Origin of the sequence: Pseudomonas sp. EpS/L25 (genome assembly GCF_001512295.1) — a bacterium.
Taxonomy (GTDB): domain Bacteria; phylum Pseudomonadota; class Gammaproteobacteria; order Pseudomonadales; family Pseudomonadaceae; genus Chryseomonas.
In genome coordinates this window covers 505,799-529,542 of the sequence record NZ_LNUP01000002.1, presented here as the reverse complement: position 1 = coordinate 529,542, position 23,744 = coordinate 505,799, and the positions used below count along the sequence as shown (strand labels likewise).

The following is a 23,744-nucleotide window of genomic DNA, read 5'->3' as shown; positions in this document are numbered from 1 at the left end:
ACTCAGGCGCCGGCCAGGCGCGCGGGCGCGAAGCGGCGGTGTTGTTGCAGCGGCATCCGGCGACGCAAGTCGGCCTGGCGCTCGGCATCGCGCTCGATGAGCAGGACCGCCTCGCCGCTGGCCTGTACGGCGAGCACCTCGCCCCAGGGGTCCACCGCCATGGCATGGCCCCAGGTGCTGCGGCCATTGGCATGGACGCCACCCTGGGCCGCGCCCAGCAGGTAGCTCTGGGTCTCCACCGCCCGGGCGCGCAGCAGCAATTCCCAATGCGCCTGGCCGGTGGGCACGGTGAAGGCCGAGGGCGCGCTGATCAGCTCCGCCCCGGCCGCGCGCAGGGCGCCGTAGAGTTCGGGAAAGCGCAGGTCGTAGCAGACGCTCAGGCCCAGGCGGCCGACCGGGGTATCCACTACCGTGAAGGTCTCACCAGCAGCATAGTGATCGGATTCGCGATAGCTGCCCTGGCTGTCGCTGACGTCGGCGTCGAACAGATGCAGCTTGTCGTAGCGAGCGACGCGGCGCCCTTGATCGTCGAACAGCAGCGAGCAGGCACAGGGCTTGCCCTCGGTGACGCCGTCGGGCAACAGCGGCAGAGTGCCGGCCAGCAGCCACAACCCTCGCTCGCGTGCCTGGTGGGCAAGCCAGGGCAGGATTTCACCCTCGCCACACGCCTCCGCCCGGGCCAGGTCGGCGGGGGCCGGGTGACCGATGGCGACGAAGTTCTCCGGCAGTACCGCCAGCTGGGCACCGGCGTTGGCGGCGCGTTCGAGCAGCCGCTCGGCGGCGCGCAGATTGGCCGCCACCGCGGGACCGCTGACCATCTGCAGGATGGCTATGGACATGCGCACTCTCCGGACAGGAGCGTCCATCCTAGGCGGCGGTACGGTGGCAGGGCAATGCTCAATCGCGCTTGCCCGCGGTCATGGTCGGATTCTGCCAGGGTCCCTCGATGTGGTAGTTGATGCTGGCCATGCGGGTGAGGCGATCGCCGATCAGCCGGTCGACGATGAACAGGGCTCCACCGATGGCCGGCGCACCGGCGATCAGGGCAGCCAGCGGCAGCGAGTTGCTCACCGGCAGGCCGACCTTGAGATCGGCATCGACCTGGTTGTTGGCCATGTCCAGTAACCCCCGCAGGCTCATCTCGGCGCCGGGGCCGGTCAGGGTGATGGGTTTGCGGGTGCGGAAGGCGCCCTGCTGGGCGTCGAGCACCCCGGTGATGCTGTCGTAGCTCAGGCCACGGCCGAACAGGTCGGAGAAGTCCAGGCGCAAACGGCGGCGGATGGATTCGAAATTGAGCAGACCGAAGATGCGCAGCGCCGAGGCGGTGCCCTCCACCTGCTGCAACTGGCCGTTGTTGAAGCGGGCGTCGAGGCTGCCGTTGAGGCGGGCCAGGGCGACGTAGGCCGGCGAGCCGGGCCAATCGACCCGGGCATCCAGGCGGAAATCGCGGCTGGTCACACTGGAGGCGAAGTTCCAGCCCAGCAGGATGTCGGCGATGTTGCCGCCGGAAAGGCGACCTTGGTAATAACTGCGGGTCGCCCCGGGTGCGCCCTCCCAGCGCAGGGCGCCCTGTACCTTGAGGCCACGCAGGTCCAGGTCCAGGGCATTGAAGTTGGCTCCGGAAGGCGACGGCCTGAGTTGCAGACGCTGGGCACCGACCAGCCGACCGCCCAGCTCCAGGCGGTCGATGGCCAGATTGAGCGCCGGCAGCTTGCGCGGATCCACGTCGGCCAGCGGATCGGGACGGGGCGCCTCGCTGGCCACGGAGGGATCAGCCGGGGTCTGGGGGATACGCAGTTGCTGCAGGTTGACGTCGATTGGCTGGCCGGTCTGGCGCGGGATGCGTACCTGACCGGTGACCGCCTGGCTGGCCAGCCCGAGTTGCCAGGCGCTGTCCTGGGGTTCGTAGGTGAGGCGCAGATCGTCGATCTCCTGGCCGAAGGCGAGGAAGCGGTCGAAGGTGAGATCGCCCCGCCCCAGGCTGGAGACATCGGGCCGGTTGCCACCGCCCTGCCCGGCGCCACTGCCGTCGCTGGCCGGTGGCGCGAGATAGCGCTGATAGACGCCCTGCCAGGCGCTCAGGTCGAATTCCGCCAGACGCCCGCGCAGGTCGTAGCCGGCGCTGGTGGGTAGATTGGCGGTGCCGCCGCCCAGGACGATCTCGCCACGGCCCTTGGCGATGGCGGCGGGATCGACCATCAGCACGGCATCGGCGAGGCCCTTGTAGGTCGCCTCGACCCGTCGCTCACCGTCGTTGAGGGCCAGGCTGAAGAAACCGTCGCGGGCCTCATCGGCGCCCTTGCCGAAGGGCGCCGGCAGATCGATGCGTACCCCGCGCAGATCGGAGGTGACGGCCAGCTCGCTGTGGTCGTCCAGGGTCAGCCCCAGGCGATAGCCCAGCAGTCCCCGCGCGGGCAGGGGCCGGCGGCCACTGCCCAACCAGCGGGCCAGTTGATCCACCTCCACCTGACCGTCCAGCACCAGCCGAGTGCGGGGAGCATCGGGCTTGCCTTCCGCCAGGGCCTGCCCACGGATCGGCTGATCGAAGGCGCGCGCCTGGATGTCCGGCGCGCTTAGGCCGCTGCGGGTGTCGTAGCGAAAGGCGCCGCGGATGTCGCTGAGGGTCAGCTTGGGGTCCGCCAGTTCCAGGCGCGCCTTGTCCGCGGTCAGATCGACCACCACCACCGGCGGCTGGGCCTTGGCCAGGGGGATGTCCAGGCTCAGGCCGCTGTTGGCGAGCGCCCCCTCCCCCTTCCAGCCGGCGAACACCTTGGCGGTCGGCAGGGGCGCTTCCTGGAGGATCTTCAAGCCATCGCGCACGCTGCTGTCGAGGCGTGCGGTAAGGCGCAGGTGGGGGGCGCTGCCGTCGTGCAGCAGCGGGATGAGTGCCTCGACGTCCCGTACCCGGGTATCGAGGATGCGCCCTTCCGGGACCTGGACCTTGACTCCGTCGTTTTCGATGAAGACGTCACCCCGGGCCTGGCGCAGGGCCGGCCAGCCCGGTTGGTAGGCCAGCTGGGCATCGTGCACCCGGAAGAACAGGCTCATGGTCCGCGAATGGACTGGCGAACCGTGGCGCAGGGAGCCCTGGTACTGGTAGATGGCCTCGTCGATGCGCCCGCCGACGATGGCGGTGCTCAGCCACTGGGCGAGTTCCGGGCTGAAGTCCGCCGCCGGCAGGCGGGTGGGGAGGTACTTGCGGGTGTAGCTGGCGTCACCGTCCTTGAGACCGACGCGCAGGTCCATGTAGCTGTCCACTTCCGGGTGCAGGCCGAGCTGGATGTGCATGTCGCCGCTGGCCGTGCCTTCCGGGCCGGTGACCTGCATCAGGGCACTGCCCAGGGTGAAGCGCTGATCGTCGAGACTCCAGGTCAGGCGCGCCTTGGCGGTGCGGTAGCGCCAGGGCTCGGGGAAGAGATCGGCCAGGTGCAGCATGAAGTCCGAGGTGTCCAGGCGCAGCTCACCGCTACCCAGGCTACCGCTCAGGCTACCGGTGATGCCGTCCGCGGCGGGTGCACCATGGTAGGCGGCGAAGCCCAGCCGCTCGACGTTGGTGGCGTAGGTGAGACGCTCCGCCAGCGGCTTCTGCGGATAGAGATCGGCATTGAGATTGCGCAGCCGGCCATGGGGGGCCAGTGCCTGCACGGCCTGGGCGACCGGGGCGGGCAAGGGCGCGAGATCCCTGGCCAGGCGCGCGGCCTGGGCGAGATCGAGCTGGTCACCGCGCACCTGCAGGTGCTGGGCGGCGCTGTCGTAGACCAGGCCGAAGCTTCCTTCCAAGGGCTGGCCATCGAGCCGTGCCTTGAGCGCCAGCGCCGCCTGCTGATGGGCCGCGGTAGCGTCCTGGGCCACGTCCAGCTGCAGCGCTTCCAACCGCACCGGAGCGCGCTCGGCGTAGGCCAGGGTCAACTCGGCGGCGCGCAATTGCAGGCGTGAGCGCTGCAGGCGCCCCTCGGCCCAGTCGAACCAGAGTTCGCCTTCCGCCTGCGCCCGCCGGAGCTGCCACTGCTGCAGCAATTCCGCCGGGACCCAGCGTGCCCAGTCACTGGCCGGCAGGCTGACATAGCCCTGCAGGGTACTGGCACGCCAGTCCTGGGGCCGTGGCGTGGCGTCGAGATGGGCGGCCACGGTGCCGCCATCGGGCAGCCGGAAGCGCGTCGCCAGCGCCAGGGAGCCATTCAGTTGCCGACTCAGGCTGGCCTCGACATACCTCAGGGTGACCGGCGATCCCTGCCGTGGAATCAGGCTGAGCTGGCTGTCCAGCAGACTGGCATGGTCCAGGCGGGCCAGGGCGTCGAGCACCGGCGCGGGATCGAAGGGCTTGGTGTCCGGTTGCCGCGGGGGCAGGCCACGCAACTGCCAGTGGCCCTGGGCATCCTCCTGCAGGACCAGGTGGACGCCGTCGATCTGCACGGACTTCAGACGCAGTTGCCGATGCCAGAGGCTGGCGAAGACATCCGGAACCACCTTCAGGTGGTCGAGCTGTACCGCGCTATCGCCCCGGCCGAGGGTAAGGTCGCGCAGCACCAACACCGGATTCCACACGGCCCAGCGACCTTCGAGGCGACCCAGGCGGACCGGCTCGCCCAGAGCGGTCGCGGCGCGTGCCTCGACCTCGTTGCGATACTCGCCGACCCAGGGCATGAGCAGGCGGCCGAGTCCGACGTAGAGGGTCAACAGGGCGAGCAGGGTCAACTCCAGGATCAGCGCGCCGCGCTTGAGCAGGGACATTACCGGACAGCCCTAGAGCAGCACGACATCGTACTGCTCCTGGGAGTACATGGTCTCCACCTGGAATTTGACGGTACGGCCAATGAAGGCCTCGAGATCGGCGACGTTGCCCGACTCTTCGTCCAGCAGCCGGTCCACCACCTTCTGATTGGCCAGCACCAGATAGGAATTGGCCTGGTAGGCCCGCGCCTCGCGCAGGATCTCGCGGAAGATCTCGTAGCAGATGGTCTCGGCGGTACGCAGGATGCCGCGCCCCTGGCAGTTGGCGCAGGGCTCGCAGAGCACCTGGGACAGGCTCTCGCGGGTGCGTTTGCGGGTCATCTGCAGGAGGCCCAGCTCGGTGATGCCGATGATGTTGGTCTTGGCGTGGTCACGTTCGAGCTGCTTTTCCAGGGTACGGATCACCTGGCGCTGGTGCTCTTCGTCTTCCATGTCGATGAAGTCGATGATGATGATGCCGCCGAGGTTGCGCAGGCGCAGCTGGCGGGCGATGGCGGTGGCCGCCTCCAGGTTGGTCTTGAAGATGGTCTCTTCCAGATTGCGGTGGCCGACGAAGGCGCCGGTGTTGACGTCGACGGTGGTCATCGCCTCGGTGGGATCTATCACCAGGTAGCCGCCGGACTTGAGCAGTACCTTGCGCTCCAGGGCCTTCTGCATCTCGTCTTCCACGCCATAGAGGTCGAAGATCGGCCGTTCGCCCGGATAGTGCTCCAGGCGCGAGGCCACCTCCGGCATCAGCTCCTCGACGAACTGGCCGATGCGCTGGAAATTCTCCCGGCTGTCGACGCGGATCTTCTCGGTGCGTGGCCCCACCAGGTCACGCAGGGCGCGCAGGGCCAGGGTCAGGTCCTCGTAGATGGGCACTGGCGTCGGCCCCTGGAGGTTGCCGGAGATCTGCTGCCAGAGCCGGCGCAGGTAACGGATGTCGGCGAGGATGTCTTCTTCACGCGCTGCCTCGGCGGCGGTACGCAGGATGAAGCCGCCTTCCTGCTCGATCCCCTCGCTCTCCACGCAACGCGCCATGATCGCCTTGAGCCGCTCGCGCTCGGCTTCGTCCTCGATCTTCAGCGAGATCCCGACATGGGACGTCCGCGGCATATAGACGAGGTAGCGCGAGGGGATCGACAGGTGGGTGGTGAGCCGGGCGCCCTTGGTGCCTATGGGGTCCTTGGTGACCTGTACCACCAGGGTCTGCCCCTCGCGCACCAGGGCATTGATGCTTTCCACCGCCGCGCCTTCGCGCTGGGAGATCTCCGCGGCATGGATGAAGGCCGCCCGGGCCAGGCCGATGTCGACGAAGGCCGCCTGCATGCCCGGCAGCACCCGCACCACGCGCCCACGATAGATGTTGCCGACGATGCCGCGTCTCAGGGTGCGTTCGACGTGCACTTCCTGCAGCACACCGTTTTCCACGACGGCGACACGGGACTCCATGGGAGTGATGTTGATGAGGATCTCTTCGCTCATGGAGGACTCTTGGCGTCGTGGGAAGGCGGATGGCAGACCGAGGCGCGGGGCGCGTCAGGGCTGTGCAGTGGTCAGTCCGAGATACCGCCAACAAGGGATGGCGAAAGCGCTCAGCAGTTCCGCGGTTTCGCACAGCGGCAGACCTACCACGGCGCTGTAGCTGCCCTCCACCCCGCGCACGAAGACCGCACCGGCGCCCTGGATGCCGTAGCCGCCCGCCTTGTCTGCCGGCTCGCCGGTGTCCCAGTAGCGCTCGGCCTCCCCGGGCAGCAAGGGGCGGAACTCCACCTCCGTGGCCACCACGCGACTCAGGCAACGCGCGCCATCGGCGACGGCCACGCCGGTCACCACCCGATGACGTCGGCCACCGAGCGCTGCGAGCATGGCCAGGGCCTCGGCCCGGTCGCCTGGCTTGCCGAGCAGGCGGTCATCCAGCACCACACAGGTATCGGCGCCCAGCACACAGGCGTCCGCGGCACCGGCCAGTACCTGCCGCCCCATGGCCGCCTTGGCCCGCGCCAGGCGCTCGACATAGGCCTCCGCCCCCTCGCCCGGATGGGGTGTCTCGTCCACCGTTGCAGCGACTTTCTCGAAGGCGACGCCGATCTGTTCGAGCAGTTCGGCACGCCGTGGCGAAGCGGAGGCAAGGTAGAGCTGGGGCATCGACGACGACCAGACGACAGGAAGATGACGGGAGCATGCCAGCCCGGCGCGGGTGAAACCAGTTCAGTTGACACCGAATCTGCGGCGCAGCCCACGAAGCAGCATGTAGATCCACGGCCAGAGCAAGGCGCTGACCAGGGAGGGGGTGAGGAAGACCAGGGTCGGCGGCCGGCTGCCGGCCAGGGCGTTGAGCCACAGCGCCAGCAACTGGGCGATGCCGTAGACCACCAGCAGCACGAAGCTCTGTTGCCAGATCGGGAAGGCGCGCAGGCGCTGCGCCAGGGAGCGGACCAGGAACACCACCAGGCTCAGGACCAGCGCCGTCTGTCCCAGCAGGCTGCCGTAGAGCACGTCCTCGGCGATCCCCATGGTCCAGGCGGTGAACAGGCCGACGCGGTGCGGCAGGGTCAGGGTCCAGAAGGTCAGCAGCATCGCCAGCCACAGCGGGCGGCCGATCTCCATGAATTCCGGCATGGGTACCACGGACAGCAGCAGCCCGACCAACAGGGTGAGCCAGATCACCCACCCGTTGTGGCCGATGCGCAGCGCCATCAGCGATCACCCTCGTCGGGCAATTCCGGAGCCGGCTGCTGGCTCGCGGCGGGCAGCGGTGGCACCCGTTTCTGGGGCTGGGCGGGGGTGGCTGCCGACTGGCCGGTCGCCGGAGCGGCGCCATGCGCCGGCGGCTTGGCCGGGGTACTCGGATGGGCCGCCGTACCCGTGGCGTTCACCGGGGGCTTGGTCGGCGTCGCCTGGCGGCCATTGGTGGTGGCGCCCGGCGTCGCAGCGGGGGCACCTGCGGCTGGTGCACCGGCCGCCGCCGGTTGCGCGGCCGAGGCGCCCGCCGGTGGCGGATTGGCCGCCGCGGCCGGACGCTGGGCGGCATGGCGATCAGCGGCCTCCTGGGCCTCGGCGGCATCGTTGGCGCGCTGCTCGGGGGTGCGGGTATCACTGAACACCAGCAGCATGTAGCGACTGCGATTGAGCTTGGCGGTGGGAATGGCCCGGACCACGGCGAAGGGCTGCCCGGAGTCGTGGATCACCTTGGATACGGTGGCCACCGGGTAGCCGGCGGGGAAGCGTTGACCCAGGCCGGAGCTCACCAGCAGGTCGCCCTCCTTGATGTCGGCGGTGTCGGCCACGTAGCGCAATTCCAGGCGCTCGGGGTTGCCGGTACCGGCGGCGATGGCGCGCAGGCCGTTGCGGTTGACCTGGACCGGGATGCTGTGGGTGACGTCGGTGAGCAACAGGACGCGCGCCGAATAGGGCATCACCTCCACCACCTGTCCCATCAGGCCGCTGGCGTCGAGCACCGGCTGACCGACGAAGACGCCGTCCTTCGCGCCCTTGTCGATGATGATGCGATGGGTATAGGGATTGGGATCGACGCCGATCAGCTCGCCCACCAGCACCTTGTCGTCCACCAGGGCGGCGGAATTGAGCAATTCGCGCAGGCGCACGTTCTGCTCGGTGAGGGCGGCAAGCTTTTGCAGGCGGCGTTGCAACAGCAGTTGTTCGGCCTTGAGTCTTTCGTTCTCCGCCATCAGTTCGCTGCGGCTGGAGAATTGATCGCTAACGCCTTCCCAGACGCGCAGGGGAAAGCCCGCCACCTCGTAGAGGGGCGAGAGTACCAGCGCCAGCTCGCTGCGCACGGGTTTCAGATAGTCGAAACGCGCATCGGTGACCATGACACCCACCGAAAGGGCGGCCAGGATCAACAGACGAATGCCCAGCGCCGGGCCTTTGCTGAAAATCGGCTTGATGGTGAGTTCCTCGCAGAACGCGCCCGACGACCCGGCCACCCAGGGCGACCGGATCGGGGCCTGTAGCCTGGAACTGCCTTATTCGGTGGACAGCAGGTCCATGGCGTGGCGATCCATCATTTCCAGCGCCTTGCCGCCGCCCCGGGCCACGCAGGTCAGCGGGTCCTCGGCGACGATCACCGGCAGGCCGGTCTCCAGCGCCAGCAGCTTGTCCAGATCACGCAGCAGGGCGCCACCACCGGTCAGCACCAGGCCACGCTCGGCGATGTCGGAGGCCAGCTCCGGCGGCGACTGCTCTAGGCAGCTCTTGACCGCCTGGACGATGGTCGCCAGGGATTCCTGCATGGCTTCGAGCACCTCGTTGGAATTGAGGGTGAAGCTGCGCGGCACGCCTTCGGCCAGGTTGCGGCCACGGACGTCGATCTCGCGGACCTCGCCGCCCGGATAGGCGGTACCGATTTCCTGCTTGATGCGCTCGGCGGTGGATTCGCCGATCAGGCTGCCGTAGTTGCGGCGCACGTAGGTGACGATGGCCTCGTCGAAGCGATCACCGCCGACGCGGACCGACTCGGCATAGACCACGCCGTTCAGGGAGATCAGCGCGATCTCGGTGGTACCGCCGCCGATGTCGACGACCATGGAGCCATGGGCTTCCTCGACCGGCAAGCCGGCACCGATGGCCGCGGCCATGGGCTCCTCGATGAGGAACACCTCGCGGGCACCGGCACCCAGCGCGGATTCGCGAATGGCCCGGCGCTCGACCTGGGTCGACTTGCAGGGCACGCAGATCAGCACCCGCGGACTGGGCTGCAGGAAGCTGTTCTCGTGCACCTTGTTGATGAAGTATTGCAGCATCTTCTCGCAGACACTGAAGTCGGCGATGACGCCATCCTTCATCGGGCGAATGGCGGAGATGTTGCCCGGCGTACGGCCGAGCATGCGCTTGGCGTCGGTACCGACGGCGACCACGCTCTTCTGGTTGCTGTTGCCGTGGGTACGGATAGCGACCACCGACGGCTCGTTCAGCACGATGCCGCGCTCGCGGACGTAAATCAGAGTGTTGGCGGTTCCCAGGTCGATCGACAGATCGCTGGAGAACATGCCACGCAATTTCTTGAACATGAGGTGACCCTAGGCGGTGACGAGCAGGCACGCGACAGGACAAACGTGCGGGTAAAAAAGTGCGGCAGACTCTAACAATCGCAGGGATTTAGGGCAAGGCGCCGATGTGCTAGATTGAGAGCTTTTCCGGGCCATTAAGCCCTCGTTCAACGCGGCGCCCGACCCGCCCTGCCCGTCTCCTGCATACGCGGCCGCCACCCGGGTCACGCCGCCTTCCTGCTGGAGAAGCCGATGGCGCTCGAACGCACCGACGTCGAAAAGATCGCTCACCTGGCCCGTTTGGGCCTCGACGAAGCGGATCTCGCCGCTACCACCGCCACCCTCAACGACATTCTCGGCCTCGTGGATCTCATGCAGGCCGTGGACACCGCGGGCGTCGAACCCCTCGCCCACCCACTGGAAGCCACCCAGCGGCTGCGCGCCGACCAGGCCACCGAAAGCGATCGACGCGACGCCTACCAGGCCATCGCCCCCGCCGTGGAAGCCGGGCTCTACCTGGTACCCAGGGTGATCGAGTGAGACACGACATGCATCAGTTGACCCTGACCGAGATCGCCGCCGCCCTGGCCGCGAAGGACTTTTCCGCCGAAGAGCTGACCCGCGACCTGCTGGCCCGGATCGAGCGCCTCGATCCGCAGCTCAACAGCTTCATCACCGTGACCGCCGACCAGGCCCAGGCCCAGGCGCGCGCCGCCGATGCCCGCCGCGCCGCCGGCGAGAACGGTGCCCTGCTCGGCGCGCCCCTCGCCCACAAGGATCTGTTCTGCACCCAGGGCGTGCTGACCAGCTGCGGCTCGAAGATCCTCACCGGTTTCCAGGCGCCCTACGACGCCACCGTGGTGGAGAAGCTGGCCGCCGCCGGTACCGTCACCCTCGGCAAGCTGAACATGGACGAATTCGCCATGGGCTCGGCCAACGAATCCAGCCACTACGGCCCGGTCAAGAACCCCTGGGATCGTACGCGCGTCCCCGGCGGCTCCTCCGGCGGCTCAGCCGCGGCGGTGGCCGCGCGCCTGCTGCCGGCTGCCACCGGCACCGACACCGGCGGCTCGATCCGCCAGCCGGCAGCCCTGACCAACCTCACCGGCCTCAAGCCCACCTACGGCCGCGTCTCGCGCTGGGGCATGATCGCCTATGCCTCCAGCCTCGACCAAGGCGGCCCGCTGGCGCGCACCGCCGAAGACTGCGCCCTGTTGCTGCAGGCCATGGCCGGCTTCGATCCCAAGGACTCCACCAGCGTCGACCAGCCGGTGGACGACTACCGCGCCGCCCTCCAGCAACCGCTGACCGGGCTACGCATCGGCCTGCCCAAGGAATACTTCGGCGCCGGTCTCGACGCCCGCATCGGCGAGAAGGTGCTGGCCGTGGTCGAGGAGCTGAAAAAGCTCGGCGCCACGGTCAAGGACATCTCCCTGCCCAACCTGCAGCATGCGATTCCGGCCTACTACGTCATCGCCCCGGCCGAGGCCAGCTCCAACCTGTCGCGCTTCGACGGCGTGCGCTTCGGCTATCGCTGCGAGAATCCGGTGAATCTGGAGGACCTCTACAAGAGGTCCCGTGGCGAAGGCTTCGGCGCCGAGGTGAAGCGCCGCATCATGGTCGGCACCTATGCCCTCTCGGCCGGCTACTACGACGCCTACTACCTCAAGGCCCAGCGCATCCGCCGGCTGATCAAGAACGACTTCGTCACGGCCTTCGCCGAGGTCGATGTCATCCTCGGCCCGACCACGCCAAACCTGGCCTGGAAGCTTGGCGAGAAGAGCAACGACCCGGTCTCCGCCTATCTCGAGGATCTCTACACCATCGCCGCCAACCTCGCCGGCATCCCCGGCCTGTCCATGCCGGCCGGCTTCATCGATGGCCTGCCGGTAGGCGTGCAACTGCTCGGCAACTATTTCCAGGAAGGCCGCCTGCTGAACGTCGCCCACCAGTATCAACAGGTCAGCGACTGGCACCGCCAGGCGCCGAGCGGCTTTTGAGGAAAGGATCAAGACATGCAATGGGAAACCGTGATCGGGCTTGAGATCCACGCTCAGCTCAGCACCCAATCGAAGATTTTCTCCGGCAGCGCCACCAGTTTCGGCGCCGAGCCCAACGCCCACGCCAGCCTGATCGACCTGGGCATGCCCGGCACCCTGCCGGTGCTCAACGCCGAGGCCGTGCGCATGGCCTGCAAGTTCGGCCTGGCCATCGACGCCGAGATCGCCGAGCGCAACGTCTTCGCGCGCAAGAACTACTTTTACCCGGACCTGCCCAAGGGCTACCAGACCAGCCAGATGGACCATCCCATCGTCGGCAAGGGGCACCTGGACATCACCCTAGAAGACGGCACCGTCAAGCGTATCGGCATCACCCGCGCGCACCTGGAAGAAGACGCCGGCAAGAGCCTGCACGAGGACTTCCATGGCATGAGCGGCATCGATCTGAACCGCGCCGGCACGCCGCTGCTGGAGATCGTCTCCGAGCCGGATATCCGCAGCGCCAAGGAAGCCGTGGCCTACGTCAAGGCCATCCACGCCCTGGTGCGCTACCTGGGCATCTGCGACGGCAACATGGCCGAGGGTTCGCTGCGCTGCGACTGCAACGTATCCGTGCGCCCGAAAGGCCAGGAAGCCTTCGGTACCCGCGCCGAGATCAAGAACGTCAACTCCTTCCGCTTCATCGAGAAGGCCATCAACCATGAGGTGCAGCGCCAGATCGAGCTCATCGAGGACGGTGGCAAGGTGGTCCAGGAAACCCGCCTGTACGATCCGAACAAGGACGAGACCCGCTCCATGCGGAGCAAGGAAGAAGCCAACGACTACCGTTACTTCCCCTGCCCCGACCTGTTGCCGGTGGTGATCGAGCCGGCCTTCCTCGCCGAGGTGCGCAGCCAGTTGCCCGAGTTGCCGACCGAGAAGCGCGACCGCTTCCAGAGCGAATACGGCCTGTCGGTCTATGACGCCAGCGTGCTGTCCGCCAGCCGCGAACTGGCCGACTACTTCGAGGAGGTCCAGCGGGTGAGTGGCGATGCCAAGCTGGCCGCCAACTGGGTGATGGGCGAGTTGTCCAGCCTGCTCAACAAGGATGGCCTGGAGATCGCCCAGTCGCCGGTGAGCGCGGCCCAACTGGGCGGCCTGATCCTGCGCATCAAGGACGACACCATCTCCGGGAAGATCGCCAAGATGGTGTTCGAGGCCCTGGCCGCCAGCGAAGGCGAGAGTGCCGATGCCATCATCGAAGCCAAGGGACTCAAGCAGGTCACCGACAGCGGCGCCATCGAGGCCATGCTGGACGAGGTCCTGGCCGCCAACGCCGCCCAGGTCGAGCAGTACCGTGCCAGCGACGAAGCCAAGCGCGGCAAGATGTTCGGCTTCTTCGTCGGCCAGGCGATGAAGGCCTCCAAGGGCAAGGCCAACCCTGGCCAGGTCAATCAGTTGCTCAAGCAGAAACTGGAAGGCTGACGGCTGTCGCAAGGTCCTGTACGAAAAGCAGCCGAGCGGAGGTCAGGCGAAGCCTTTTTCAACGAAGCATCGCCGAGCGCGGGCATCTTTCGTACAGAACCCAGGGGTTATGGAGCGGGGCTGACAGCCCCGCTCCTAGTGTGATGTATCGGAAGTTCGCGCAAGAATTGGCGAGTGATTTTTTGGCGGTTCGGCGTTCCGATTGGGCTAGGCGCCGCGACGAGTCATAGCAGGGCTATGGCGAGGAGTGGCAACGCCGCCGCGGCCGAAAAAGCGCCGCCAAAATTGTGTAGTCAACTTCTGAAACACCACACTAATCCCTTAAGCTGCTGCCGGTCGTTTTGCCAGGAGGCATTAGAGATGCATCGGATCCACCGTGCCGGGCTGCTGTCGCTGGTCCTGCTGTTCGCCGGTTGCGCCAGCCAGGAAAGCTTCCCGCCTACCCTGTCCGCCAGCGCCGCCCACGATTACCAGGATACTGGCCTTGCGTCCTTCTACTCCAAGTGGCACGCCGGGCGCCGCACCGCCAGCGGCGAGAAGTACGACCCCGCCGCCTTCACCGCTGCCCATCGCACCCTGCCCTTCGGCACCCGCGTCCAGGTCACCAACCTCGCCAATGGTCGCAGCGTGGTGGTGCGTATCAATGATCGCGGCCCGACCGTACGCCGCCGCGTGATCGATCTCTCGCGCAGCGCCGCCGACCGCCTCGACATGGTGGCCGACGGGACGGCCAAGGTCAGCATCCGCAGCCTGGACTGATCAGCGCAGGCCTGCCTGACCTGAACAAGGTGGGGCGTAGGCCCAGAGGGCACGGGGCGGCGCCTCAGCCAACTGCCTGGCGACGGCCACATAGCGCGGATCGAGCAGAGTCGCCGACCAGTACAGCGCCTTGGCACCTTTGGGGTCCCAGACGCCGCTGAAACCGGGTAGGCCCGCCGCAGCGCGCTGGGCATCGAAGCGCACCTGCGAATGGCGGAATTCCTCATGCTGGCGCTGGCCCCGGACGAAGGGCAGCAGCCAGTCGAGCGCCGCGGCCAGGGTTTGCCCTTCGGCGCCCGGCAGCCGCCACCAGTCCTCACCCTGCCCCTGGGCCACTGCCGCAGCCAGCACCAGGGGTTCGAGGTCATAGACGACATAGTGCAGGGCATCGCGCTCGGCAAAGTCGCGCGACTCGCCATCAGGCCTGAGATTGGCCGATAGCTGAGCGACGAAGGCTGCGCGGGCCCGAGCGAACAGTGCCGGATCATTCAGGGCGCTGGCGGCCAGCGTCACCAGCTTGATCCTGTGGCTCTGCCATTTGTTGCTCCAGACGCTCTTGTCATCGCCACGGTGTGCCTCCATTCGCTGCAGATAGCCCAGCGCCAGCTGCTGGATGAAGGCACGGGTACGCTGGGCCGTCGGCGCGGGAAGGTCTGCTGCGGTGAGGCGATAGGCGACGATGAGATGGGCGAGGTTCGTCTCGTCTATCGGGTCGAAGCTCGGTCGATAGCGCTGTACCCAGGCATCGAGGTAGGTCGCCAACCGCGCCAGGGCCGCGACGTCGTGGGTATCCCGCCAGGCCAGGACGAGATCGAGCAGGTAGCCGAAATCCCGCACGGCCGCGGCGGACTCATCGTGGATGCCCGTGTGGGGCAAGGTCCCCTCGGTATGGATGACCGCCAACGCCTGGGGCTCCGAAGCGGGCGGATGGGCCACCGCCCGGGTCAGCGCGGCGACCGAAGGTGGCCGGGCCGCCAGGCAGGTGGTGCTACCCGGGTTTGCGGCGAGGGCGAGAAACAGGATGGCAGCGGTCAAGGCGAGAATCCCCGGTATGGACGTCGACCCGGGACCGGCGCGGCCGCCCCCCCTCTCCAGCCATGGGCCGCACGGAGTGGGCGACCAGTCTGGCAGGATAGCCTTAGACGCGACTCAAGGCAGGGATCGTCCGCCATTCACCCTGGACGACAAGCAGCCCGCGATCAGGATGCTGATCGCGGGCTGCTTGGTCGAGACGCTATCGGCGGCGGTCGCGACCGCCCAGACTCACTGGGGACCGAGCTTGTCCATGAGCGCGGCCAGGCGCTCGTACTCGTCCTGCTTGAGGTCGGTCAGCGGCGTCCGTACCGGGCCCGCATCGTAGCCGGCGATCTTGGCGCCCGCCTTGACGATGCTGACGGCGTAGCCGGCGCAACGGTTGCGGATTTCCAGGTAGGGCAGGAAGAAGTCGTCGATCAGCTTGCCGACCGCCTCGTGGTCGTCACGGGCGATGGCTTCGTAGAACTGCACGGCGGTCTTGGGAATGAAGTTGAACACGGCCGAGGAATAGACCGGTACGCCCAGCGCCTTGTAGGCCGCGGCGTAGACTTCCGCGGTGGGCAGGCCGCCCAGGTAGCTGAAGCGATCGCCCAGGCGGCGGCGGATCGCGACCATCAGCTCGATGTCGCCCAGGCCATCCTTGTAGCCGATCAGGTTCGGGCAGCGCTCGGCCAGTTGCTCCAGGTGATGCGGCTGCAGGCGGCAGACGTTGCGGTTGTAGACCACCACGCCGATCTTGACCGACTTGCACACGGCTTCGACATGGGCGGCCACGCCGTCCTGGCTGGCTTCGGTCAGGTAGTGCGGCAGCAGCAGCAGGCCCTTGGCGCCGAGGCGCTCGGCTTCCTGGGCATAGGCGATGGCCTGACGGGTGGAGCCGCCGACGCCGGCGAGGATGGGCACGCTGCCCTGGCAGGTGTCCACGGCGGTCTTGATGACGCTGCGGTATTCGCTGGCTTCCAGGGAGAAGAACTCACCGGTGCCGCCCGCGGCGAACAGGGCGGTGGCGCCATAGGGAGCCAGCCACTCCAGGCGCTTGGCATAGGTGTCGGCACGGAAGTCGCCGTTGGCATCGAAGTCGGTCAGCGGGAAGGACAGCAGACCGGAGGAGAGGACGTGTTTGAGTTCTTGTGGGGTCATCTGGAATGCCTCGGCATGGATTGTACGGAGGTGCGGTCAACCCGCGACCTGTTGTAAGTCATCGTACAACCTATCCGAAGGGGGCGGCAAGCCCTCCATGAAAAAAGTCCCGCGGGCGGCCTGGCCGCCCTTCCTCAGGCCTGTTCCGCTTGTCGTTCCATTTCCGCATGGGCGCGGCGCAGACGCTCGCGGCTGTTGCTCAGGTGCAGGCGCATGGCCGAACCGGCGGCTTCCGCATCACCAGCCTCGATGGCCTGGACGATGGCCTCGTGCTCGGCATCCAGACGCTGCTGGTAGCGCCGCTGATCGTCATGGGCCAGGTAGGCGGAATTCAGCCGGGTACGGGGGATGAGCACCGTGCCCAGGTAGCCCATGATGTCGCTGAAGTAGCGATTGCCGGTGGAGCGGGCGATCAGCAGGTGCAGCTCCAGATCGGCACTCACGGCGCTATCGGGCTGCTCGACGCCGGCGCGCATGGCTTCCAGCAGGTCCCACATCTGCTGCAACTGCTCCGCCGAGCGCCGTTGCGCGGCGAGGCCCGCCGCCTCTACTTCCAGGCTGATGCGCAGCTCGAGCATCGCCAGGACGTCCTTGAGGGTGGTGATGGTGGCCGGGTCGATGGGCAGCACCGTCTCGACCCGTTCCAGGACGAAGGTGCCGATGCCGTGACGCGTCTCCACGTAGCCCCCGGCCTGTAGGCGGGAGATGGCTTCGCGGACCACGGTACGGCTCACCCCCTGGGCCTGCATGATGGCCGACTCCGTGGGGAGCTTGTCGCCAGGCTGGAACTGTCCATCGCCAATCTGCTGGATCAGTACCGCGACCACCTCTTCTGCCAGGCTGCGGGGTCTTTTACGGGGACGGGTTACGGTTGGCGCGGACATGGATTTCGTACCAATTGAAGTGACACTTTCATCATAGCACCCCCCCTTCGCCGAACGCCCCATTTAGACCGCTCAGTCCGTATCAGGACAAGTCATCCACCGCTCTGGCCCGCAGCTCTTGGTCCTCCAGCAACAGGTGTCGCTGGTGATAGGCGCGCAGGCTCGGGCGATGACCGACGCTGACCAGGGTCAGCCCTGGATTCTCGGCGAGCAGCCGCTGGTAGAGCGCCCGCTCGTCCGCTTCGCTCAGCGCCGAACTGGCTTCGTCGAGGAACAGCCAGTCGGGGGCATAGAGCAGCGCCCGCGCCAGGGCCACGCGCTGTTGCTCACCGGGTGACAGGGTGCGTTCCCAGTGGCGACTTTCATCCAGGTGCTCGACCAGGTGTCCCAGGCGACACTGTTGCAGGACCTCGGTCAGGCGCTCGTCGGTGTAGGCCTCCACCGGCTGCGGATAGGCCAGCGCCTCGCGCAGGGTGCCGATGGGCAGATAGGGTTGCTGCGGCAGGAATAGTTGGCGCCCACCCGGCACGGCGATACCGCCCTGCCCCTGCCGCCAGAGTCCGGCCAGGGCGCGCAGCAGGGTGCTCTTGCCACTTCCCGAGGCACCCTCGATCAACAGATGCTCGCCCCGGGCGATGCGCAGGTCGGTGGGGTGCAGCAGCAGGCGGCCGGCGGCGCCCAGGGTGAGGCCCTCCAGGACCAGGTCATTGTCACTGGTGCGAGGTACCAGGATGTCGGTCTCCTGGCCGAATTCGGCCATGGTCTCGCGGAAGGTGAGCAGACGATCGGAAACGGCGCGCCAGCCGGCCAGGCTGACGTAGGCGTCGACGAACCAGCTGAGGCTCTCCTGGACGTTACCGAAGGCCGAGTTGATCTGCATCAGGTCACCCAGCTGGATCTTGCCGGAGAAATAGCGCGGTGCCGCCAGGACGAAGCCGGCGATGATGGCGATCTGGCTGTAGCCGGCGGTGAAGAAGGTCAGCCGCTTGGTGTAGTTCATCACCAGGTGGTAGTTGCCCCAGACATAGCCGAAGCGATCCAGCAGGCGCCGATGCTCGTTGGCCTCACCGCGGAACAGGGCGACACTCTCGGCCTTTTCGCGGACACGGATCAGGCCGAAGCGCAGGTCCGCCTCGTAGCGTTGCTGCTGGTTGTACAGGCCGATCAGCCGGCGCCCGATGAGGTGGGTCAGCCAGGTGCCGATGGTGGCGTAGATCAGCGCGGCCCAGAACATGTAGGCCGGGATGGTGATGCCGAACAGGGTGATGTCGCCGGAGATGCCGAACAGGATGACGCTGAAGGACACCAGGCTGACCACGGTACGGATGAAGCCCAGCCCCAGGCTCAGGGTGGTGTCGGCGAAGTCGCGGATGTCCTCGGTGAGGCGCTGGTCGGGGTTGTCGGCGCCGCCTTCGCGTTCCAGCTGGTAGTAGTTGCGGTCGGACAGCCAGAGGCCGAAGTGCTGTTCGGTCAGCCAGCGCCGCCAGTTGATGGTCAGCGCCTGGGTCAGGTAGAGCCGGTACACGGCCAGCAGGATGGCGGTGGCGGCCAGGCCGCAGAAATACAGCATCAGCCGGATGAAGGCGGCGAGATCGCGATTCTGCAGGGCATCGTAGAAATAGCGATACCAGGTGTTCAGGGCGACGGACAGGCCGACCCCTGCCAGGGACAGGGCGATCACCACGCCGAGCAGGAGCCAGGCCTTGCCCTTCTCTTCGCTGCGCCAGTAGGGAGTGATCAGGGCCCAGACACGGGCGAGGAAGTGTCCACGGGAAGCCCCATAGACGGAGGGTACGGGTACGGCGGATTCGGACATGCTCGGACTCTCAAGGACTGCACGACGAGACGCCTGCACAGCCTATGCCGGAATGCCTGAACGAATTCTGACTGAAACAATGTAACAGTTTATCGCCCACGGCACCCTGGGCGATGGCGAGAAGGAGGAGCCTGTTCAAGTCGCGCGAGCTAGGCCAAACAAGGCTTGGGCGGCCCCACGAAAAGACCTGGGGAAGCGGATCGGACTCGCGCCCGGATTTACGAGCGGTAAATGAGCATTGCGACGGGGCCGCCCAGGTGGGGCTGGCGACCCAGGGTCTTTTCAACGCTGGTTGGCCGACGCGCAGCCGACTTCGAATAGGTTCTCAGCGGCGTACCGGGCGCTTCTGCAGCTTGCGCTGCAGCGTACGGCGGTGCATGCCCAGGGCGCGGGCGGTAGCCGAGATGTTGCCTTCGTGCTCGGCCAGTACCCGCTGGATGTGCTCCCACTGCAGGCGATCCACGGACATGGGATTGTCCGGCACCAGGGTGTCGAGATCGGCGTGCTGGGCCAGCAGGGCCGCGAGGACGTCGTCGGCATCGGCGGGTTTGCACAGGTAATTGGTGGCGCCGCGCTTGATGGCTTCCACCGCAGTGGCGATGCTGGAGTAGCCGGTGAGGATCACCACCCGCATCTCCGGGTGCAACTCCAGGAGCTGCGGCAGCAGCACCAGGCCCGAATCGCCTTCCATCTTCAGGTCCAGCACGGCGTAGTCCGGCAGGTCCTCCTTGGCCAGCTGCAGGCCTTCCTCGGCGCTGTCGGCGATGGACACGCGCAGGCCACGGCGGTCCATGGCGCGGGCCATGACGCGGGTGAAGGTAGGATCGTCATCGACCAGCAGGATGTGGGGCTGGTCGTCGAAACCGCTGTTGAGTTCGTCAGTCATGCAAGTCTCCAGGCATTCACGCCAGGGCGTAGTGCCGCGGCAGGCGCAATTCGGTCAGGGTGCCGCCTTCTTCGTGATTGTAGAGCTTCACGGTGCCGCCGGCGCGGGTCACGCTGGCCTGGCTGAGGAAGAGGCCCAGACCGAAGCCCTTGCCCTTGGTGGTGAAAAAGGGTTTGCCGAGTTGTTCGGCGATGGCCAGAGGCACGCCAGCACCGTGGTCGCGAATCGACAGGCACAGTTCGCGGGCGTCCCAGTGCAGCCGGATGCCGAGGTTCTCCGGGCAGGCGTCGGCGGCGTTGTTGAGTAGATTCAGCAGCGCCTGGGTAAGTTCGACCGGCGGCGTCAGCCGCGGCGGCGCGCCGAGGCTGGCCACCTCGAAGCTATAGGTGGCCTCCGGACGCATCAGGTGCCAGCGATCCATGGTCGCTTCCAGCCATTCCACGGCGGTCTGCTCCTGCACGGTCTGGCGGCGATCGGCCTCGGCGGCGCGTACCAGTTGCTGCAGGGTCTGCTTGCACTGGCCGACCTGGGTCTGCAACAGCTTGAGGTCTTCGCTCAGCGTCGGTTGGCCGGCGTACTCCTGCTGCAGCTCCTTGAGCAGCACGCTCATGGTGGACAGCGGCGTACCCAGCTCGTGGGCGGCCCCGGCGGCCTGGGTGGCCACGGCCAGCAGCTGCTGATCGCGCATGGCCTGCTCGCGGCGCTGGGCCTGCAGGCTCTCCTGCTCCCGCAGGGCGGCCGCCATCCGCGCCACGAACAGGGTGATGACCGCCGCCGAGAGGGCGAAGCTCAGCCACATGCCGTAGCTCAGCACCGCGCCGTCGTTGGCCACCAGCAGGTGCAGCGGCTGGTAGGACAGCAGCATCAGGGAGAAGACCGTCAGGGTCAGGGCGGCGAGAACCAGGGTGTAGAGCCAGGGCAGCGTCGCCGCGGCGATGGTCAGAGGCACCAGGTAATAGGAGGCGAAGGGGTTGGTCGGGCCGCCGGCGAAATAGAGCAGTGCGCTGTGAATGGCCAGGTCGCAGCCCAGGTGCGCGGCGTATTCCTGCTCGGTGACCGGCCAAGAGCGCGTCAGCCGCAGGGCGGCGAACAGGCAGAGCACCGCCGAGACGCCGAGGGTGATGGCCAGGGCGGTCCAGGGCAGCTCGACGATGCCGGAGAGTCGGGCGATGCCCACCGAGCCGGCCTGGGCGGCCAGCACCAGCACGCGGATGAGGACCAGGCGCCCGAGATTCTGGCGATTGGCGGACAACCATTGAACGGGCAAGGAGAACATGCGAGGTTCCAGGCGCAGGAAACGATCGAGACGGTCGTCGCCAGCGGCGCGCGCCCGTCGGAGCAGACTCGCCATTATAGCGAGCGCTATCCGCCCTCGACCGCCGACGCGGCAAAGCGACGCACCATCGCCCGGCCCTGCGGTCCCAGAGCTTGCGCAACACCACTAGGAGAACACCATGACCTTTCCGCTTCGCCCCCTCGTCTTCGGCGCCGCCCTGTTCAGCGCCATCTTGGCCACCGGCGTCCAGGCCGACGAGCCGCGCTACAACCAGATCAGCCTGAGGGCCGAGGTCAGCCGCGAAGTGCCGCGCGATCGCATGCAGGTCATGCTCTATACCGAAAGCCAGGGCCAGGACCCGGCGGCGCTGGCCAACGAGACGAGCAAGACCCTGAACGCGGCCCTGGAGCAGGCACGCAAGGTGGCGGGCGTGACCGTCTCCCTGGGCAACCGCAACACCTATCCGCTCTACGAGGAGCAGGGCCGGGCCATCAATGGCTGGCGCGAGCGTGGCGAGGTACGCCTGGAAAGCGCGGATTTCGCCGCCCTGTCCAAGTTGACCGGGGAACTGCTCGGCAGCCTGAAGATGGGCAACCTGCAGTTCACCATCGCCGATGGCACGCGCAAGCAGCAGGAAGATGCCCTGTTCAAGGACGCCGTGGCGGCCTTCAAGGCCCGCGCTCAACTGGCGACCGAGGCCCTGGGCGGTTCCGGCTACCGCATCGTCAACCTCGACCTGGGCACCAGCGGCGTTCCCCAGCCGTTGCCGATGCTGCGCATGTCGGCGATGAAGGCCGCCAGCGACGCCGTGACTCCGGATGTCGCACCCGGCACCACCACGGTCGAAGTCACCGCGGGAGGGACCATCGAGGTACAGATGCCCTGATCCAGTGCAGAAAAGTAACATCGCTGTCTCTGCGCGCACTTTTGGTGCGCACGGAGACAATGCCTGGGCAAACCTTCTTACACCTTTGCGACATCTCTTTTTCGTTTGGGTCGTCTCGCGCCAATAGCCCCACCAGAGGTTGGAGATGGGCACAGGCTGTGCATGTGGGCCTATCTGTCCACAAGACATCGGCAATTCGTTTCGCAACGCCACACCCGGTTGCGCCGTCCCCGACATGAGGTCTCCATGCACAAGAACGTACTCGCTGCCCTTTTCGCCTCCGGTCTGCTGGCCGGGGCACCCCTGGCCCAGGCGGCCAATCTGGTGTTCTGCTCGGAAGGCAGCCCGGCCGGATTCGATCCGGCGCAATACACCACCGGTACAGACTGGGATGCCTCAGCGGAGACCGTATTCAACGAACTGGTCCAGTTCGAGCGCGGCGGTACCCAGGTGAAGCCCGGTCTGGCCGAGCGCTGGGACATCAGCCCCGATAGCAAGACCTACACCTTCCACCTGCGTCAGGGGGTGAAATTCCACACCACCGACTACTTCAAGCCCACCCGCGACTTCAATGCCGACGACGTGGTCTTCACCTTCCAGCGCATGCTGGACAAGAACAATCCGTTCCGTAAGGCCTATCCGACCGAATTCCCCTACTTCACCGACATGGGCCTGGACAAGAACATTGCCAAGGTCGAGAAGGTCGACGAGCACACCGTACGCTTCACCCTGAACGACGTCGACGCCGCCTTCCTGCAGAACGTCGCCATGCCCTTCGCTTCTATTCTTTCCGCCGAGTACGCCGATCAATTGCTCAAGCAGGGCAAGGCCGCCGAGATCAACCAGAAGCCAGTCGGTACCGGTCCCTTCGTCTTCAACCGCTACCAGAAGGACGCGGTGATCCGTTTCAAGGCCAACCCCAGCTACTGGGACAAAGAAGACGGCCCCAAGGTGGATAACCTGATCTTCTCCATCAATACCGATCCCTCGGTACGGATGCAGAAGCTCAAGGCCGGCGAGTGCCAGATCACCGCCTACCCACGACCCGCGGATCTGGAAGGCCTGAAGAAGGATCCCAACCTGCAAATGCCCTCGCAGCCGGGTTTCAACGAAGGCTGGCTGGGCTTCAACGTCAAGCATGCGCCGCTGGACAAGGTCGAGGTGCGCCAGGCGTTGGATATGGCCATCAACAAGAAGGCCATTATCGATACCGTCTACCAGGGGGCTGGTCAGGAGGCGGTCAACGCCATGCCGCCGACCCAATGGTCCTATGACACCTCGATCAAGGCGGTGCCCTACGATCCAGCCAAAGCCAAGGCCATGCTGGAAAAGGCCGGCGTCAAGGAAGGCACCGAGATCACCCTCTGGGCCATGCCGGTGCAGCGCCCCTACAACCCCAATGCGCGGCTGATGGCCGAGATGATCCAGCAGGACTGGTCCAAGGTCGGCGTCAAGGCCAAGATCGTCAGCTACGAATGGGGCGAGTACATCAAGCGTGCCCACAACGGTGAACACGACAGCCTGTTGATCGGCTGGAGCGGCGACAATGGTGATCCGGACAACTGGCTGGGCACCAACTTCGGTTGCGACGCGGTCGGCGGCAACAACTTCTCCATGTGGTGCTACAAGCCCTATGAGGATCTGATCCAGGCCGCCAAGCGCACCACCGACCAGGCCAAACGGACCGAGCTCTACCAGCAGGCCCAGAAGGTCATCATGGAGCAGCGCCCTCTGGCGCCCATCGCCCATTCGACCCTCTATATGCCCATGCGCAAAGAGGTCCAGGGCTTCAAGATCAGCCCCTTCGGACTGAACCAGTTCTACGGCGTCAGCGTCAGCAAGTGAAGCCTGTTGGTCAGGGTCGGGAGCCAGG

The 23,744-nt window shown here is 66.7% G+C and carries 18 protein-coding genes and 1 pseudogene; 6 read left to right on the top strand and 13 right to left on the bottom strand.

Features of this window, described 5'->3' with window-relative positions; genetic code table 11:
* Positions 1-2: 2 nt before the first annotated feature.
* The 7 genes and pseudogenes from AR540_RS03610 to mreB all read right to left on the bottom strand — a co-directional run bounded on the left by AR540_RS03610 (position 3) and on the right by mreB (position 9,746).
* Positions 3-839 (bottom strand): carbon-nitrogen hydrolase family protein, encoded by an 837-nt coding sequence (locus AR540_RS03610; RefSeq protein ID WP_059226475.1) that lies wholly within the window; start codon positions 837-839, stop codon positions 3-5.
* 58 nt (positions 840-897) lie between these two features.
* Positions 898-4,731 (bottom strand): YhdP family protein, encoded by a 3,834-nt coding sequence (locus AR540_RS03605; RefSeq protein WP_059226474.1) that lies wholly within the window; start codon positions 4,729-4,731, stop codon positions 898-900.
* 12 nt (positions 4,732-4,743) lie between these two features.
* Entirely contained in the window at positions 4,744-6,198 is a 1,455-nt protein-coding gene (rng, locus tag AR540_RS03600) for a ribonuclease G (protein WP_059226473.1), read from the bottom strand.
* 54 nt (positions 6,199-6,252) lie between these two features.
* Entirely contained in the window at positions 6,253-6,861 is a 609-nt protein-coding gene (locus AR540_RS03595; protein ID WP_059226472.1) for a Maf family protein, read from the bottom strand.
* A 63-nt stretch (positions 6,862-6,924) separates the two neighbouring features.
* Positions 6,925-7,413: a rod shape-determining protein MreD gene (gene mreD, locus AR540_RS03590; RefSeq protein ID WP_059226471.1), complete on the bottom strand. Its 489-nt coding sequence runs from the start codon at positions 7,411-7,413 to the stop codon at positions 6,925-6,927.
* A 200-nt stretch (positions 7,414-7,613) separates the two neighbouring features.
* Positions 7,614-8,615, bottom strand: a pseudogene (mreC, locus tag AR540_RS03585) (rod shape-determining protein MreC); the annotation flags it as partial.
* Between the two features lie 87 nt (positions 8,616-8,702).
* Complete coding sequence (gene mreB, locus AR540_RS03580; RefSeq protein WP_059226470.1) at positions 8,703-9,746, bottom strand: rod shape-determining protein MreB; 1,044 nt, start codon at positions 9,744-9,746, stop codon at positions 8,703-8,705.
* Positions 9,747-9,977: 231 nt separating this feature from the next.
* Between mreB and gatC the strand changes: the two genes are divergently transcribed.
* From gatC to AR540_RS03560, 4 genes are all read left to right on the top strand, one after another.
* Positions 9,978-10,265, top strand: coding sequence for an Asp-tRNA(Asn)/Glu-tRNA(Gln) amidotransferase subunit GatC (gatC, locus tag AR540_RS03575; RefSeq protein ID WP_059226469.1), 288 nt, complete (start codon positions 9,978-9,980; stop codon positions 10,263-10,265).
* A gap of 8 nt (positions 10,266-10,273) precedes the next feature.
* The gene (gatA, locus tag AR540_RS03570) at positions 10,274-11,725 is read left to right on the top strand and encodes an Asp-tRNA(Asn)/Glu-tRNA(Gln) amidotransferase subunit GatA (protein WP_059226468.1); all 1,452 of its coding nucleotides are present in this window, start codon (positions 10,274-10,276) and stop codon (positions 11,723-11,725) included.
* A 15-nt stretch (positions 11,726-11,740) separates the two neighbouring features.
* Entirely contained in the window at positions 11,741-13,189 is a 1,449-nt protein-coding gene (gene gatB / locus AR540_RS03565; protein ID WP_059226467.1) for an Asp-tRNA(Asn)/Glu-tRNA(Gln) amidotransferase subunit GatB, read from the top strand.
* Positions 13,190-13,549: 360 nt separating this feature from the next.
* Complete coding sequence (locus tag AR540_RS03560) at positions 13,550-13,948, top strand: septal ring lytic transglycosylase RlpA family protein (protein WP_059226466.1); 399 nt, start codon at positions 13,550-13,552, stop codon at positions 13,946-13,948.
* On the opposite strand, the gene AR540_RS03555 is transcribed toward AR540_RS03560, so the two are convergent.
* The 6 genes from AR540_RS03555 to AR540_RS03530 all read right to left on the bottom strand — a co-directional run bounded on the left by AR540_RS03555 (position 13,949) and on the right by AR540_RS03530 (position 20,985).
* Entirely contained in the window at positions 13,949-14,983 is a 1,035-nt protein-coding gene (locus AR540_RS03555; protein ID WP_059226465.1) for an alginate lyase family protein, read from the bottom strand. It abuts the gene before it with no gap.
* Positions 14,984-15,211: 228 nt separating this feature from the next.
* Entirely contained in the window at positions 15,212-16,123 is a 912-nt protein-coding gene (gene kdgD, locus AR540_RS03550; RefSeq protein WP_059226464.1) for a 5-dehydro-4-deoxyglucarate dehydratase, read from the bottom strand.
* A gap of 134 nt (positions 16,124-16,257) precedes the next feature.
* Positions 16,258-17,007, bottom strand: coding sequence for a FadR/GntR family transcriptional regulator (locus AR540_RS03545; protein ID WP_177339184.1), 750 nt, complete (start codon positions 17,005-17,007; stop codon positions 16,258-16,260).
* Between the two features lie 82 nt (positions 17,008-17,089).
* Entirely contained in the window at positions 17,090-18,823 is a 1,734-nt protein-coding gene (locus AR540_RS03540; protein ID WP_059226462.1) for an ABC transporter ATP-binding protein/permease, read from the bottom strand.
* A gap of 325 nt (positions 18,824-19,148) precedes the next feature.
* Positions 19,149-19,709: a response regulator transcription factor gene (locus tag AR540_RS03535; RefSeq protein WP_059226461.1), complete on the bottom strand. Its 561-nt coding sequence runs from the start codon at positions 19,707-19,709 to the stop codon at positions 19,149-19,151.
* A 16-nt stretch (positions 19,710-19,725) separates the two neighbouring features.
* Entirely contained in the window at positions 19,726-20,985 is a 1,260-nt protein-coding gene (locus AR540_RS03530) for an ATP-binding protein (RefSeq protein WP_059226460.1), read from the bottom strand.
* 178 nt (positions 20,986-21,163) lie between these two features.
* On the opposite strand from AR540_RS03530, the gene AR540_RS03525 reads away from it, so the two are divergent.
* A complete protein-coding gene (locus tag AR540_RS03525; protein WP_059226459.1) occupies positions 21,164-21,871 on the top strand; it encodes an SIMPL domain-containing protein in 708 nt (235 codons plus the stop codon).
* Between the two features lie 246 nt (positions 21,872-22,117).
* On the top strand, positions 22,118-23,716 hold the full coding sequence (locus AR540_RS03520) for an ABC transporter substrate-binding protein (protein ID WP_059226458.1): 1,599 nt from the start codon (positions 22,118-22,120) through the stop codon (positions 23,714-23,716).
* Positions 23,717-23,744: the final 28 nt, after the last annotated feature.

Bases quoted from the DNA above. Each gene is read 5' to 3' on its own strand.
- AR540_RS03610 (WP_059226475.1), bottom strand. From the start codon at position 839: ATGTCCATAGCCATCCTGCAGATGGTCAGCGGTCCCGCGGTGGCGGCC.
- AR540_RS03605 (WP_059226474.1), bottom strand. From the start codon at position 4,731: ATGTCCCTGCTCAAGCGCGGCGCGCTGATCCTGGAGTTGACCCTGCTC.
- rng (WP_059226473.1), bottom strand. From the start codon at position 6,198: ATGAGCGAAGAGATCCTCATCAACATCACTCCCATGGAGTCCCGTGTC.
- AR540_RS03595 (WP_059226472.1), bottom strand. From the start codon at position 6,861: ATGCCCCAGCTCTACCTTGCCTCCGCTTCGCCACGGCGTGCCGAACTG.
- mreD (WP_059226471.1), bottom strand. From the start codon at position 7,413: ATGGCGCTGCGCATCGGCCACAACGGGTGGGTGATCTGGCTCACCCTG.
- mreB (WP_059226470.1), bottom strand. From the start codon at position 9,746: ATGTTCAAGAAATTGCGTGGCATGTTCTCCAGCGATCTGTCGATCGAC.
- gatC (WP_059226469.1), top strand. From the start codon at position 9,978: ATGGCGCTCGAACGCACCGACGTCGAAAAGATCGCTCACCTGGCCCGT.
- gatA (WP_059226468.1), top strand. From the start codon at position 10,274: ATGCATCAGTTGACCCTGACCGAGATCGCCGCCGCCCTGGCCGCGAAG.
- gatB (WP_059226467.1), top strand. From the start codon at position 11,741: ATGCAATGGGAAACCGTGATCGGGCTTGAGATCCACGCTCAGCTCAGC.
- AR540_RS03560 (WP_059226466.1), top strand. From the start codon at position 13,550: ATGCATCGGATCCACCGTGCCGGGCTGCTGTCGCTGGTCCTGCTGTTC.
- kdgD (WP_059226464.1), bottom strand. From the start codon at position 16,123: ATGACCCCACAAGAACTCAAACACGTCCTCTCCTCCGGTCTGCTGTCC.
- AR540_RS03545 (WP_177339184.1), bottom strand. From the start codon at position 17,007: ATGTCCGCGCCAACCGTAACCCGTCCCCGTAAAAGACCCCGCAGCCTG.
- AR540_RS03540 (WP_059226462.1), bottom strand. From the start codon at position 18,823: ATGTCCGAATCCGCCGTACCCGTACCCTCCGTCTATGGGGCTTCCCGT.
- AR540_RS03535 (WP_059226461.1), bottom strand. From the start codon at position 19,709: ATGACTGACGAACTCAACAGCGGTTTCGACGACCAGCCCCACATCCTG.
- AR540_RS03530 (WP_059226460.1), bottom strand. From the start codon at position 20,985: ATGTTCTCCTTGCCCGTTCAATGGTTGTCCGCCAATCGCCAGAATCTC.
- AR540_RS03525 (WP_059226459.1), top strand. From the start codon at position 21,164: ATGACCTTTCCGCTTCGCCCCCTCGTCTTCGGCGCCGCCCTGTTCAGC.
- AR540_RS03520 (WP_059226458.1), top strand. From the start codon at position 22,118: ATGCACAAGAACGTACTCGCTGCCCTTTTCGCCTCCGGTCTGCTGGCC.